Raw genomic sequence first — 13,042 nt, forward strand, 5'->3', positions numbered from 1 at the left:
CGTTCGCCGGGAGAAGGGGTCAGCCGAAGGTGAGCTGTTCGGGCTCGGCGGCCTTGGGCGGGCGGGCGCACTGCCGGGCCAGGGCGGCCAGGGTGGTGACGGCACCGGTGCGGGCGAGGTCTGCCAGCAGGCGCTGGAAGAGGAGGGCGGTGACCTCCACGTCCCCCATGGCGCGGTGCCGCTGCTTCGGTCGCGGCAGGCCGAAGTGGTCGATGAGTGTGTCCAGGGAGTACCGGGGCAGACCGGGGTGGGCGAGGCGGGCCATGCGGATGGTGTCCAGGACCGGCAGCATCGCCAGACGGGGGCAGTGCTGCCGGTAGCGGTAGAGGAAGCCGGCCTCGACCGCGGCGCTGTGGGCGACCAGGAGCGTGGGGGCGCCGGGCAGGTCGGCGTCCAGCCGGGCCAGGACCTCGCCTGCGGGCGGCCGGTCGGCGACGTCGTCGGGGCGGATGCCCATCTGCGCGGTGTCGGCCGGGGTGACGGGGGCGTGGGCCGGAGGCCGCATCAGGGACTCCCAGCGGAATTCGGTGGGCTGGGGTCCCTGGCCGGGCTGGTGCCGGAGTCCCAGGCACGCCACCTCGATCGGTTCGGGTGAGTGCCCGGTGGGGGTGGTGCCTTCGAAGTCGATGACGACGAAGTGGGTCTGCTGGAACTCCGGGTCTTCTGCGAGGTGTGTCACGGGGCCCATGCGGCCGCCTCCTTGGCGATGGTCTCGGCGATGGTGTGCAGGTCCTCGTCGCGGTGGCCGTGATGGACGACCACGGCGAGGGTGGTGTCGATGACGTGTTCGGCCCGCCGGCACGGTGCGGCCGGGCGGACGGTCAGAGCCGGGCGGCGGTCGGCCGGGGCGAGGTGGAAGGTTCCGACGCTGTTGGCCACGCCGCGGGCCGCCAGCAGCGTGGCGAAGGCCCGAGGCTGGTCCAGGTGGAGCTCGAACAGGGCGCTGTAGCCGTTCCATCCGGGCGCCGGGGCGATGGGGGTGAGCCGGCTCAGGCCGGACAGCGATTCGGCCAGGGCGGCGGCCTGGGCGCGGCGCCGCTCCAGCAGCTCGTCGAAGCGGTGCAGACTGCCGTGGGCGTATGCGGCCAGCGGTTCGGCCAGCCGATGGTTGAAGCCGACCCGGGACAGCGGAAGGGCTCGGGCGGGCGGGGTGAGGTAGTGGTTGCGCAGGGCGCGCGCCTGGTCGGCGATACGGTCGTCGTCGGTAGTCAGGAAGCCGCCCTCGCCGGACCACAGCAGCTTGCCGTCCTTGGTGGAGAAGCAGCCCACGTCCCCGCCGGTGCCTGCGAGCCGCCCGCCGACCCGGGTGCCGTGCGCCTGGCAGGCGTCCTCGACGACCACCAGGCCGTGCCGCCGGGCGAAGGCGGCCAAGGGAGCCGGGTCCGGGGCCCGGCCCCACAGATGCACCGGCAGCACCGCGCGGGTGCGGTCGGTGAGCTTGGCGGCGGCGTCCTCCAGATCGAGGCCGACCCCGTCGGCGGGGCAGTCGACGAAGACGGGGACGGCGCCGATGTAGTGCAGCGGGGCGACGGACATCGGCACCGCGAGAGCCGGCACCAGCACCTCGTCCCCGGCCCCGATGCCCGTGGCCAGCAGCGCCAGGTGCAGGGCCGCGGTGCCGGAGGAGGTGCACAGCGCGTGCCGGACGCCGAATGCCTGCGCGAGCGCCCGGTCGTAGGCGTCCGCCTCCCGGGAGGTGAACGGATCGGGCATCCGCCGGAGCGCGGTCGTGGCCGCGGCCACGGCACGGCTCGGAGGCGTGGTCGGCCGTGCGGTCACCGCACACCTCCCGGCAGGAAGGAGCCGAACCCGGTCAGAGGCCACATCGACACGCAGTCGGCGGAGAACAGCGCACACCCGCCGCAGGCGCCGTCGTGGGCGAACAGTTCGGCGGCCGTGCGGTCCGCGATGCTGCGGCGCCGGTCCGGCTCGGTGGCGGCGATCCGCAGAGCGGAGGGGCAGTCCCACACCGAGCCGTCGGGCTGGATGAAGTGCAGGAAGGTGCCGCCGAAGCACGCCGCCACACGGCTCGGGGCGCCAGGGGTGACGGCGGCGACGAACCGGTCGGGGTAGGAGGCGTCGGGCAGGTCGACCGGGCGGCTGCGCCACAGGCGGTCCAGCTCGGCCCGTACCCGCTCGATGTCGTCCGGCCGCAGGCACAGCTCGTCGTGCAGCGCGTGGTCGGGCGCCAGGGAGACGGGCTGGGGCACGAAGTAGTCCAGCCCGAGGCCGGCGGCCAGCCGGGGCACGGTGTTGATCGCGGTGATGTTGTGCCGCCCGATGGCCGCGTACAGCCCGATCCGCGGCCCCTGCCCACCGGCTTCGGCACGCCGGCGCAGCAGGTTCTCCACACCGGCCAGGACCTGGTCGAAGCCGTCCTTGCGGTTGCGGGCGGGCCGGTAGCGGTCGTTGACGGCGGCGGTGTCGGCGTCCAGGGAGACCGATACGGCGTCCACCCCGAGTTCAACGATGCGCCGGGCGACGGCGTCACGGCCCAGCGGTATGCCGTTGGTGCACAGCACCACCTCGACGCCGCCGCGCTTGATCTCCTCGACGATCTCCAGGACGGGAGGCCAGATCAGCGGCTCCCCGCCGGCGAGGAAGATCCGGCGCACCGGCGAGTCGGCCAGCGTCGCGACGAACGCGGCGATCTCCGGCAGACCCAGATCGGTGCGGGACAGGTGGGAGAGCCGTCCGACCTCCAGTGCCGGCCGGTCGCGGTGCTCCTCGATCGTGCCGAAGTAGCAGTACGTGCAGCCCAGGTTGCAGGGGCTGCGCAGCGCCCACAGCAGGTCTACGTTCCGGTCGGGCACGGCAGGTCCTCCTCCTCGTTGGTCGCTTCGACGACGGCGCGCGCCAGCCGGTCCACGACGGCGTCCTCGTCCAGCCCCTGGCGGTCGACGACACGGAACCGGCGGGGCTCGTGTTCGGCCCGGTGCCGGTAGAGGGCGGTGGCGCAGTCCGACAGGGCGCGCTCACCTGCGTCCATGGGGCGTCCCGTCCGCAGCGCGTAGCGGCGAGCGCATACGGCCGGATCGTCCAGCAGCAGCAGCGTCAGATCCGGCAGCGGCCGGAAAGCGGAGACGGTGGCGTAGACGCGCTCCATCTCCCGGTGCAGCAGCTCCGGGGGTGCCCCGGTGCCGGCGAGGACGGCGGCCTGGTAGGCGGCGACCGTGTCCACTCCGCGGTCCTCGAGCACGACGGCGGCGCCGCTGCAGCGGGCCTGCTCGTACGCGCGGGTCTTCAGTGCTAGGAGGACCAGCGTCCGCGCCAGCGGCGACGCCCCGCGCAGGAACGGGTCCCCGCCGGCGGCGAGTGCCCCGACCAGGGTCGGGGGCAGGCCGTCTCCGCGCAGGTCGCTGATCTCTTCCAGCAGTACGCAGCCGTCCCCCAGCCGCTGCGTCAGGCGGTGCGCCAGACGGGTCTTGCCGACCCCGTTGGGGCCCTCCAGGCTCACCCACACGGTCACGGCCGCCTCCGGCACACGTACAGCAGCTCACTGGCCGCCTCGGGCACCGCGGCCGCCGAGACCGCGGACACGAACGCCTCCGGCACCACTTCCACCAGCCGCCGGTACAGCGCGTCCGCGCCCGGCCCGAACCGGTCCGCCAAGGCGGAGGCGACCTGCTCCTCACCGGCCGGGAGCAGGCCGACCACCTCCACCACCTCCAGCCCGGCGGCGTTCAGCTCCGGCTCCAACTCGGCGCGGTTCCACTCGTAGACGTGGACGCGGTGCTGCAGGGGACGCGGTGGCGGTCCGGGCGTCTCCGGGGTCGACAGGTACAGCCGGCCCTCATCGGCCAGGGCGGCGGCCATGCGGTGCAGACTGGCTACGCCCCGCTCGCGCGGCAGGTGCTCGAAGGCACTGGTGTTGACCATCACGTCGAACCGGGGCAGGCCGTCCGGCCACGGCCCGGAGACGTCCGTCTCGTGCCAGGCGATCGGGAAGGGCCGCCGCCCGTAATGGGCGTCCAGCCGCTCCGCCGTCGCGGCCGCCTCGGCGAGATTGCCGGGGCTGACGTCCAGCCCGGTGTAGGAGGCGATGTGCGGCGCCGTCCGGTACAGCACCGGCAGTTGCAGGCCGCGGCCGCAGCACACGTCGGCCACGCGCGTGCCGGGGCCGCAGCGTTCGGCGATGTACTGGTGCTGGAGGAAGTTCATGATCCCGGACGGCTTGGCGTGCCCGGTGAACAGCGCCGTGTAGAAGTCGTCCATCTGGTTGGTGCTGTAGGGCCCGATCATCGGCGTACCGGGCCGGGTGCGGTACTGCTCCGGTAACGCCCGGCCGGTCAGTGCCTCTCCCATGGGAAGACCACCCATCCTTCGTAGAGTTCTCCGATGTAGTCGACGGCCTCTTCAGGGCCCGGTTCGGTGGACCAGTTGTCCCGGTTCACGGCCATGGCGGCGGTGCGGATCCGGGACGGGCCCAGGGCACGGACCAGGCGGCGGGCGCGGTCCAGGGTGGCTCCGCTGCCGGCGATGTCGTCGACCACCAGCACGTCCAGCCCGGCCAGTACGCCCAGGGAGGCCGGGTTGCGGTACTGCGGCTCGGGTGCCTTGGCCGCGCCCACCCCGTCGGCGGTGGTGCGGGTGACCTCCACCGCCCGCATGTCCCGCACACCGAGCCGGTGCGCGAGCAGCGTGGCCGGGACCATGCCGCCGCGCAGGACCCCCACCACCGCCTCCGGCGCCCCGTCCGCCCAGACTCTTTCCGCGATGCTCCCGGTGAGGGCCTCGACGTCGCCCCAGGACAGCACCGCGCCCACGCGCGGGTCAGCGGCCACGTGCGTCACCCCACAGCAGCACGTGCAGCCGCGGACTGACCGACCAGCCCCGCGGTACGGCGGCCTCGGCCAGGGCCCGCATCCCGTCCACGACCTCGGGCCCGCTGGTGCCCTGCGGCATCAGCCACACCGACTCCATGCCGTAGGAGGCGGCCAGTTCCTCCACCTCGGGGACGTCGGCGCCCGGGTCGGTGACGACGAACTTGAAGACGGCCTTGCCCGTGCCGGCCAGTGCGGTCAGCGAGTCGGGGACGATCCGCCTGCCCGTCCTGACACCGGAGGTGGCCAGTTTCGGGGAGACGTTGAACCGGGCCGCGCCCTCGACCAGTCGCGGCGCCGGCGCGATGGTGCCGTTGGTCTCGATCTCCACCAGCCGCTCGGCCTCGTGCAGACGGGCCACCAGCTCCAGCAGCGCCCGCTGCTGGAGCAGCGGCTCGCCGCCGGTGACGACCACCCGGGGCGCCCGCTGTTCCAGGACCTGCCGCGCGACTTCCGCCACCGGCCGGACGGACAGCTCCGCCCGCGGGTCGTGCCGGTCCCACCGCCAGGTGTAGGGGGTGTCGCACCAGGAGCAGTCCAGGTTGCAGCCGCCCAGCCGGACGAACACCGCGGTCTGCCCGGCCGAGGGGCCCTCGCCCTGGAGGGAGGTGAACAGCTCGCTGACCACCAGGTCCCCCGCGGCCGCGGCGCGGCGGTGGGTCGCGGCCGCCGCGGCGCTCACCGGGGCACCGCCTGCGGCGCCGGGCGGAAGGTGGCCGAGCAGGTCTCGTTCTCGTGCACCGTCACCGCGACCAGTTCGCCGTTCGCCCCGGGGGCGATGTGCCGGCCGTACCAGGCGGCGATGTGCTCGGCCAGCCGCTCCACGGTCGGATCCTGCCCCTGGAAGAGGGAGTTGAGGGACTCCAGCCGCGACCAGGACCGCAGGTACTCCTCCAGTGGGGCGAGGTCGTTGAAGTCGACCACGAAGCCGGGACCGGTCAGCTCCCCGGCGCCGACGGTGACCTCGACGTAGAGGTTGTGGCCGTGCATGTTGCGGCACTCGTGCCCCTCGGGCAGTCCCAGGATCGCGTGCATGGCGCTGACGGGGCCGATCCGCCTGGTGACGCTGTAGCGGGATTCGCTCATGATGTCGCCTTCCGTGAGAACGGGTCGGGAACGGTCGTGGGGTTCATGCCGGTTCGGCAGCAGGAGGTGCCGAGAAGCCGCAGCCCGCTCCCCGCAGGTTCTGCGAGGGCTGCCGGGCGGGGGTGGCCAGGTGGTGGCGGACGCTTCTGGCCAGCTGCGCCGCCTCGTGGCCGAGGACGGCGGCGTCGGCCTCGCGGTCGGCGAGGACGGCCAGGTGGGCGCCGTCTCCGGCGGTGGAGACGAACAGGACGGTGTCGGTGAGCTCGACCATGATCTGCCGTACACCGCCGCTGTCGCCGAGACGTCCGGCGGCGCCGCGGGCCAGGGCGTACAGGCCGGAGGTGACGGCCGCCAGGCTGTCGCAGTGGTCGGCCTCCAGGCCGTGGGAGGCCTTGGCCAGACCGTCGGAGGACAGCAGGATCGCGCTGCGGGTGCGGGGGACGCGTTCGACAAGGCCCTGGAGGAGCCAGTCCAGGTCTCGGGGTCCGGTCGGCTGGTCGCTCGGCATGGTCGCCTTCTCTGGTGTGGAAGCGGACGGGGGACTCCTCCGCCCGGAGCGCCGGCAGGGGACGCGGCTCGGCCACCGGGTGGGGGAGAGCTTCGAGCCGCTCCCGCCTGCGGGCCGCAACGGGAGCATCCGCAGGCGGGAGCGGTGGTTTCGGTGATGTCAGGACCGGGCCGGGGCGGCTTGCGGTCTTGAGGCCCGGGCGGTGCTTGGGCAGGCTCCGCTCACACGGCGCCCCTGCGGTCTCCGGCGGTGGTGTGCTCGGAGACCGCAGGACGGTGCGGAGGGACGACCCGCCCGTCGGGCAGCAACTCGCCGGTGTCCTCGAACAGCACCGCGCCGTCGGATCGCAGCGCCCAGCCCTGTTGCGGGAAGTGCGCGACGAGGTGGGAGGCGCCCCGTTCGGCGGAGCAGGCTCTTGGGCGCGGCGGCGGGAGCTGGTACATGGTCGGTGTTCCTTCCGGTGGCCGGACTGGGCGGGGAGCAAGGGGCCTGCCTGCCGCGAGGCGGCGCGTGAGGCACCGCAGAGTTCACAAGGAGGCGAGGAGCAGACCGATCAGCGGCCACAGCGCCCATGCGGCGAAGGCGAGCAGCAGCGCTGTGAGCAGTGAGGCTCCGGCGTTGCGGCGGACCGCGATCCGGAACCAGCGGATGAGGCCGACACGGCCGCCGTCAGACGGCATGGGAGCCTCCCGGCACGAGGCGCAGCCGGGGACGGCGGTGCGCTCCGGCGCCGCCTTCCGATCGTGGACCGCCGGCCGGAGCGATGTGGAGGAACCTCACCGGGCGCGCCTGCCAGGTGAGCCGGAGGTCGCCCCGGTAGACGCTGAGGGAGCAGGGACGCCCTCTGCTCAGCCGGGCGAAGTCCTCCAGCGAACCCGAACCGTGGACCCAGCGGTCCAACACGTACCCGGCCTGGAGGGGACCCAGCATGGGTAAGGCGGATCTGGCCGAGAGCCGCATCCAGGCGATGGCGGCTTCGGGAGACGGCGCCGCGAACACGTCCCGGCGTTCGACCGCGTCCGAGCCGCAGACGGCGACGAGGGTCTCGCACCACACACCCGACCGGACCGGCGTTCCCGGGGAGGCGCCCGGGCGGTGCCCGGCGGGCGCGGACCCGCAGGGGGCGCCGTTCGCAGCGGTCTGTCTCTGGTGCCGGATCACTCGCATCCCTGCTCCACGTTCCGTGCTCGGATTGACACATACGGCTATCTCGTATTCGAGCCTGGCGAAGGAGCGGCCCCCATCTCCACCCGCATCCGGCCGTCATCCGCGGCCGTGCGGGTGGCGGCCGCCGTCATCGGTCCCCCACCCGCCCCTCACCTTCCGTACGGGGGACTGATGCCGGGATCCTGAGGGGAGTACGGCCTTACCGTCGAAGTCGGCGCGCTGGTGACAGGAGATGGGATGCGCACCTTGCTGCGGGAGTTGGTCAACGGCCGCAACTGGCAGTCGTACTCCACCTTCAGGACGAAGTTCCGCCGGGCCGCACAGGAGTTGGCCGAGCGGGAGGGCGACCCCCGTCTCGCGACGCTGACGTTCTCGGAGAGCACGTATGAGCGGTGGCTGTCGGGCAGGGTGAGGCCGGTTCCGGATGCCAGGCGGGTGCTGGTCCACATGTTCGGCTACGACATCGAGACCCTTCTCGCGCCGCCGCAGGACGGGGAGACCGCTCTGCACTCCGCTTCCGCGGCCGGCGCGCCGACCACCCTCCGCACCGAACCCGGTGCGGACGTACGAGAGATGGGAAGGCAGGCTGCAATGGCGGCAAGTCGTGCGCTTCGGTTCGCGGTCACCGCGGAGTCGAACACCGTCGGGGACGAGACGATGGACCACCTCCGGGAGGAGGTGACCCGGATCGCGGCCCAGTACCCCCGCGTCCCCCTGCACCAGATCCTCGGAGACCTGGTCGAGGTGCAGGACCTCGTCTTCCGCCTGCTCGAGTCGGGCCGCGGCACCCCGGCACAGAGCAGGGACCTGAACCTGCTGGCGAGCATGGCGTCGGGAATGCTCGCGAAGGCCGGCCACGACCTGGGAGACCCGAAGTCGGCGATGGCGCAGGCCCGAGCCGCCTACGTGTGCGCGGACACCGCCGGCCATCCGCAGATGCGGGCCTGGACGCGCGGTCTGCAGTCCCTCGTCTGCTACTGGGCGGGCCGCCCGGCGGAGGCCGTGACCTATGCGCAGCGCGGCCGCACCGAGGGGCAACTCCAGGGGACCATCGCGGTGTGGCTGCACAGCCTGGAGGCCCGGGCCCACGCGGTGTTGAACGACAGGGAGTCCACGCTGCGCGCCATCGCCCAGGCCGTCGAGGCCGACGAGCTCGCCGTCGAGGACGAGTTGGACCGGATCGGCGGCATCCTGACCTTCCCCCGGCCACGGCGGATGTACTACACCGCCGAAGCAGAGGTGCTGCTCGCCGAACACCTGCCCCAGGCCGAGCAGCACGCCCAGGACGCCGTCACCGCCTACCGGAACGCCCGGCCGGAGGAATGGGCGTTCGGCGACGAGGCGGGTGCGTGCACCAACCTGGCGATCGCCCGGCTGGACAGGGAGGAACTCGAAGGGGCGGCCGAGGCACTCCGGCCCGTGCTGGACCTCGAGGTCGGGCAGCGCAACGCCGGGATCGTGCTCAGCGCCAGGCGCGTCGCCGACGCCCTCGGCCGCGGTCCGCTCGCCGAAGCTCACGCAGCCCGCGATCTGCGCAGCGAGATCGAGGTGTTCACGGCGTCGCCGACGCCGGCCCTGCCCCGGTAGGACGCGGGTAGAGTCCACCGGCATGGAGCCGATCACGTACAGCACCTCTCGCGTGGTCCTGCGGGAACTCGCCGTGGACGACGTGGAGGCGGTCCACGCCGTCTACGGCGACCCGAAGGCCACCGAGTACCTGTCGTTCGAGCCCCGCTCGCGCGAGCAGGTGGAGGGGATCGTCCGGCGCTCGATGGCCTCGGCCGCTGAGGAGCCGCGCACCGAGTACGCACTGGCCGTCACCGTCCCCTCCGGCGAACTGATCGGCTTCGCCCGCCTGGCCATGGACCCCCACCAGCCGCAGGCCGCCACCATCGGCTTCGCACTGAATCCCGCGTACTGGGGCCAGGGGTACGGCACCGAGACCGTCCGCGCACTGATGGGCCTGGCGTTCGACCGGCTCGGCCTCCACCGGCTGTGGGCGGCACGCTCTCCCGCCAACAAGGCGTCCCACCGCACCCTGGTCAGGGCGGGGATGACCGAGGAGGGACGCATCCGGGGGCATGTGCACGTGCGGGGGAGCTGGCGGGACTCCATCACCTACTCGGTGCTGGCCGAGGAGTGGCAGCCGGAGCGGTGAGCGGCCGGGAGGTGCCGCCTCCCGGCCGCTGGGTGGTACGGCCAAGGCCTCTCACCGCAGGAGGTCGAAGACGACCGCGGCCGCCAACCCGCCGAGAATGGCCCCGGCCACCGTCTGGGCCGGGGTGTGGTCGCGCAGCGCGACCCGGGACCAGCCGATGACCGCCACGCCCAGTAGCAGCCACGCCATCCAGGTGCCGTAGGCGAGGACGAGCACCACGACCACGCCGCCGGCGACGGCACTGTGGATGGAGACCTTCCACCAGAGGGTCACCAGAATGGTCATGGCCAGCCCGGCGAGCATGGCGACGACCAGGGCGAAGACCTCGCGCGGGGCATCGAAGGCGGTCATGAGCGCGATGCCGGTGAGCACCGAGGCCATGGTCGCCAGAAGCGGTACGGCGCGCTGCTCGCGTATGCGGACGTGCTTGTCGGTCCAACTGCCCCGGCGTACGCCGAACATGATGATCGCGAAGGGGATGCCGCCGCAGAACAGCGCGGCGAGCAGCCCCCACGCCAGGCCCGTCAGGTCGCGTGTGGAGTGCCAGCCGATGACGAGGAGGATTGCGACGACGAGGTTCGCCGGCGCGAGGGCGTCGGTGATCAGACGGGCTGTACGGATCGTGGTCATGCTGAGGTCTCCGCGGTACGGGTGCGGTCCGGGTCGGCGACGAAGGCCTTCGTCAGGTCGGAGGCGTAGGCCTCTGCGAGCTGCTTGAGCGCCTCGATCTCGCTCGGCAGGTCGCGGCCCCCGCCGGACGGCGGGTGGTGCTCGCCGGAGGCTGGCTCGCCGCGGAGCTTGGCCTCCCGGGCCGCCGCCAGTCGGCAGGCCTCGGCCGCGACATCGGCCCGGGCGCCGGTGAGTCCGTTCGCCTCCACGTGGGAACGGGCCCGGTCCAGCAGCGTTCTGGAGGTGTAGTCGCCCAGCGCCAGCATCGCGTCGCGGATCTCGATGGTGCGCCGGTAGAGGCGGACGTGGGCGTCGCGCAGATGGAGCCGCTCCGCGGTTCTGCTGCGAGGCGGATCCAGCCGGACGGAGGGCACCGCCTCGGTGAGGCTGTACCAGAGCGGGTGGAGGGAGAGGAGGTCCCGGTAGTCCCGCCACCACTGGCGCAGGCGCTGGAGGGCGGGAAGGGTACTGCCGACCAGGATGAGCAGCAGCGAGCCCAGGAGAAGCAGGTCGCTGATCCCGTCGTCGAGCCGGGCGGGCACGGGGTTGCGGCCGAAGTGGTTGAGCAGCAGTGCGACGATCCGATGTGCCGAGTAGAGCATGCCGACCGCGGTGCCGGCCCCAGTACAGCGCAGCCCGTATTCCAGCAGGCCGGTTCCGGACTGCCGCCCCCACTGCCGGCACAGGCGTGTGGCGCTGAACAGGGCCGTGCCCAGGTAGGCCGTCCACACCGTGCCATAGGCGGCGATGCGCCAGTCGTCCGCGTAGTCGGTGAGGATGTCGGTCGCCTCGAACGGCTGCGGAGTGGCGAAGAAGAGCGCCGTGATCGCGGCCGCAGCGGTGGCCGGGACGGCGGCGTGCAGCCTTGCGCCCTTCAGCCCGGCCGTCCTCCTCTCCGACATGTCGTTCACGAACGAGAGGACCGCGGCCGCCGCCACGATGCCGCACAGGTGCTTGACCAGGAACGACAGATTGTTGACGTGGACCAGCCGGTCCATGGCGTGGGCCACGGGCAGGGGGCGGACGGTCATGACCACGGAGAGGGCGAGGAACGCGGTCCACAGCGTTCGCTTCCGGCGGTCCCGCCAGGCGGAGGGAGCGCGCCACGCGGTGACCGACCACAGCAGGAGGGCGGGGAGTACGTCGGTCATCGGAGCCGTCACAGGTCGCTGAGGGCGTCGTCCAGGCGCCGCAGCACCCGGTCGTGGGCGGTGGTGCTGTTGCGGGTGGCCGGGGCGGCCTTGTTGGCGATCAGGCCGGCGAGCCGTTCGGCGTCCCGCTCGTCGTCGCTTCCGTAGCTCGCGCGGGCCAGGAAGCCGACGACGGTGGCGGGGTCGATGTCCGGGAACAGTCCGCCGTCTCCCGGCTGGTCTACGTCGATCACCGACGTGTGATTCAGGAGCATGTGACTGACCTCGTGCAGGATGATGTGATCTCGGTGCAGAGGGCTGGTGGCTGCCTCGTAGAAGATGTGGTCGCTCGTCTCCGACGCGATCCAGATCCCGCAGGGAGCCTCGGCTCCCGAGATTCCCTGGACGCTGTGCAGGTGCAGCGCGCGTCCCCGTTGAGTGGCGATCCGGTCGCAGAAGACCTGGATGTCGAACGGGTCCGGAACGTCGATGGTGGAGAGCAGCTCGTCGAATCGTCGGCGGCCGTGCGGCCTGCCGTTCGGCTGCTTACGTCGGCTGTGCCAGGACAACCGGGTTCCGCGTCTGGTATCGGTCATGCCTCACACTGCGGCACTCGAATACGTTCACGAAGGCAACGGAACTCTATGGCAGGCGCCCGGAGAAGATCCACCTGGCAGGGTGCCGTTCGGTGGATCTCTGAGTGAATCATTGCGGTGAGTGGCTGATTCCGGCTCTGTCGATTGGGCGGAGGGTGCAGACCTGCAACTTGGATGACTGCTGCTTGCATGGCGTTGCAGGCGTGAACTGCGTCACGTCCCTTGGGGCTTACCGGTCTCTTCTGCGTACCCGAGGCTCCTTCTCGCCCTCATCGCTCAGGCCTTCCAGGGTGCGAGCGCGCTCGATGAAGCCCTGGATGGTCCTGAGGGTCTCCGCGGACAGGCCCGAGGCGCGCAGGGCGACCGACCGGACCTGGTTGTCCCGCATCGCGGCGAGGGTGGACAGCTCGGCGGCGATCCGTTCGGAGCTCTCGTCGTTGAAGAAGTAGGCGGGCGGCACGCCGAAGAACCCGGCCAGCGCCTCCAGGTGCTTCATGGTCGGGTTGTCCTTCACGCCTGTGCGCAACTGCCAGATGTAGCTGGCCGAGATGGTCGGGCCTCCGGACTTCTTGATGCTGGAGGCCACCTCCTCGTAGCTGTACGGGCCGCGGTTCTTCGGGTGCACGGTGGCGAAGAGGTAGTCGATCTTCTCTGCGAGGGTGCGCCTCTCCCCGGACGCCTCTTCGCTCATGCCGCACCGCCCTTCGGTCGCCGCCTGCCGTCCATCAACTGAGGAAAACGATACATGTCTTGGGGTGGGTGGCTTATTTTCTTCAGTTGACATGCGCCATCTCTGTCGGTCTATGTTGATCGAGCCGTCATGAACTGATGTGAATGGCGACCGGTGATCGAGTCACACGTCCGGATCCGAGGAGGTGGCGATCCCAGGGAGAGCACGTCCATGC

18 protein-coding genes are annotated in these 13,042 nt (G+C 72.0%); 2 read left to right on the top strand and 16 right to left on the bottom strand.

Annotated features, from left to right (window positions below; genetic code table 11):
* Positions 1-19: 19 nt before the first annotated feature.
* The 12 genes from ACLIYP_RS01850 to ACLIYP_RS01905 all read right to left on the bottom strand — a co-directional run bounded on the left by ACLIYP_RS01850 (position 20) and on the right by ACLIYP_RS01905 (position 7,347).
* Complete coding sequence (locus ACLIYP_RS01850; RefSeq protein ID WP_412711369.1) at positions 20-688, bottom strand: 3'-5' exonuclease; 669 nt, start codon at positions 686-688, stop codon at positions 20-22.
* Positions 676-1,713: a DegT/DnrJ/EryC1/StrS family aminotransferase gene (locus tag ACLIYP_RS01855; protein ID WP_412711370.1), complete on the bottom strand. Its 1,038-nt coding sequence runs from the start codon at positions 1,711-1,713 to the stop codon at positions 676-678. The genes ACLIYP_RS01850 and ACLIYP_RS01855 overlap by 13 nt, the downstream gene beginning before the upstream one ends.
* A gap of 62 nt (positions 1,714-1,775) precedes the next feature.
* Positions 1,776-2,813, bottom strand: coding sequence for a radical SAM protein (locus ACLIYP_RS01860; RefSeq protein ID WP_412711371.1), 1,038 nt, complete (start codon positions 2,811-2,813; stop codon positions 1,776-1,778).
* Entirely contained in the window at positions 2,795-3,469 is a 675-nt protein-coding gene (locus ACLIYP_RS01865; RefSeq protein WP_412711372.1) for a thymidylate kinase, read from the bottom strand. Before ACLIYP_RS01865 ends, ACLIYP_RS01860 begins: the two co-directional genes overlap by 19 nt.
* Positions 3,466-4,305: a class I SAM-dependent methyltransferase gene (locus ACLIYP_RS01870; RefSeq protein ID WP_412711373.1), complete on the bottom strand. Its 840-nt coding sequence runs from the start codon at positions 4,303-4,305 to the stop codon at positions 3,466-3,468. The genes ACLIYP_RS01865 and ACLIYP_RS01870 overlap by 4 nt, the downstream gene beginning before the upstream one ends.
* On the bottom strand, positions 4,290-4,784 hold the full coding sequence (locus ACLIYP_RS01875) for a phosphoribosyltransferase (RefSeq protein ID WP_237875786.1): 495 nt from the start codon (positions 4,782-4,784) through the stop codon (positions 4,290-4,292). The genes ACLIYP_RS01870 and ACLIYP_RS01875 overlap by 16 nt, the downstream gene beginning before the upstream one ends.
* A complete protein-coding gene (locus ACLIYP_RS01880) occupies positions 4,774-5,505 on the bottom strand; it encodes a 7-carboxy-7-deazaguanine synthase QueE (RefSeq protein ID WP_412711374.1) in 732 nt (243 codons plus the stop codon). Before ACLIYP_RS01880 ends, ACLIYP_RS01875 begins: the two co-directional genes overlap by 11 nt.
* Complete coding sequence (locus ACLIYP_RS01885; RefSeq protein ID WP_412711375.1) at positions 5,502-5,909, bottom strand: 6-pyruvoyl trahydropterin synthase family protein; 408 nt, start codon at positions 5,907-5,909, stop codon at positions 5,502-5,504. Before ACLIYP_RS01885 ends, ACLIYP_RS01880 begins: the two co-directional genes overlap by 4 nt.
* Positions 5,910-5,952: 43 nt before the next feature.
* Positions 5,953-6,417: a roadblock/LC7 domain-containing protein gene (locus ACLIYP_RS01890; RefSeq protein ID WP_412711376.1), complete on the bottom strand. Its 465-nt coding sequence runs from the start codon at positions 6,415-6,417 to the stop codon at positions 5,953-5,955.
* 221 nt (positions 6,418-6,638) lie between these two features.
* On the bottom strand, positions 6,639-6,860 hold the full coding sequence (locus ACLIYP_RS01895) for a DUF5999 family protein (protein WP_412711377.1): 222 nt from the start codon (positions 6,858-6,860) through the stop codon (positions 6,639-6,641).
* Positions 6,861-6,944: 84 nt separating this feature from the next.
* The gene (locus ACLIYP_RS01900; RefSeq protein ID WP_412711378.1) at positions 6,945-7,097 is read right to left on the bottom strand and encodes a hypothetical protein; all 153 of its coding nucleotides are present in this window, start codon (positions 7,095-7,097) and stop codon (positions 6,945-6,947) included.
* Positions 7,087-7,347, bottom strand: coding sequence for a hypothetical protein (locus ACLIYP_RS01905; protein ID WP_412711379.1), 261 nt, complete (start codon positions 7,345-7,347; stop codon positions 7,087-7,089). Before ACLIYP_RS01905 ends, ACLIYP_RS01900 begins: the two co-directional genes overlap by 11 nt.
* Before the next feature lie 474 nt (positions 7,348-7,821).
* Between ACLIYP_RS01905 and ACLIYP_RS01910 the strand changes: the two genes are divergently transcribed.
* Both ACLIYP_RS01910 and ACLIYP_RS01915 read left to right on the top strand, forming a co-directional pair.
* Positions 7,822-9,171 carry an ATP-binding protein gene (locus ACLIYP_RS01910; protein ID WP_412711380.1) on the top strand — a complete coding sequence of 450 codons (1,350 nt, stop codon included), beginning with the start codon at positions 7,822-7,824 and terminating at the stop codon, positions 9,169-9,171.
* A 22-nt stretch (positions 9,172-9,193) separates the two neighbouring features.
* Positions 9,194-9,742 (top strand): GNAT family N-acetyltransferase, encoded by a 549-nt coding sequence (locus ACLIYP_RS01915; protein WP_412711381.1) that lies wholly within the window; start codon positions 9,194-9,196, stop codon positions 9,740-9,742.
* A 51-nt stretch (positions 9,743-9,793) separates the two neighbouring features.
* Here the strand turns inward: ACLIYP_RS01915 and ACLIYP_RS01920 are convergent, their stop codons facing one another.
* From ACLIYP_RS01920 to ACLIYP_RS01935, 4 genes are all read right to left on the bottom strand, one after another.
* Positions 9,794-10,372: a phosphatase PAP2 family protein gene (locus tag ACLIYP_RS01920; RefSeq protein WP_412711382.1), complete on the bottom strand. Its 579-nt coding sequence runs from the start codon at positions 10,370-10,372 to the stop codon at positions 9,794-9,796.
* Complete coding sequence (locus ACLIYP_RS01925) at positions 10,369-11,562, bottom strand: MAB_1171c family putative transporter (protein WP_412711383.1); 1,194 nt, start codon at positions 11,560-11,562, stop codon at positions 10,369-10,371. The genes ACLIYP_RS01920 and ACLIYP_RS01925 overlap by 4 nt, the downstream gene beginning before the upstream one ends.
* A gap of 8 nt (positions 11,563-11,570) precedes the next feature.
* On the bottom strand, positions 11,571-12,137 hold the full coding sequence (locus tag ACLIYP_RS01930) for a hypothetical protein (RefSeq protein WP_412711384.1): 567 nt from the start codon (positions 12,135-12,137) through the stop codon (positions 11,571-11,573).
* Positions 12,138-12,366: 229 nt separating this feature from the next.
* Entirely contained in the window at positions 12,367-12,828 is a 462-nt protein-coding gene (locus tag ACLIYP_RS01935) for a helix-turn-helix domain-containing protein (protein ID WP_412711385.1), read from the bottom strand.
* Positions 12,829-13,042: the final 214 nt, after the last annotated feature.

It is taken from the genome of Streptomyces nanhaiensis, from assembly GCF_046614825.1.
Taxonomy (GTDB): domain Bacteria; phylum Actinomycetota; class Actinomycetes; order Streptomycetales; family Streptomycetaceae; genus Streptomyces; species Streptomyces radiopugnans.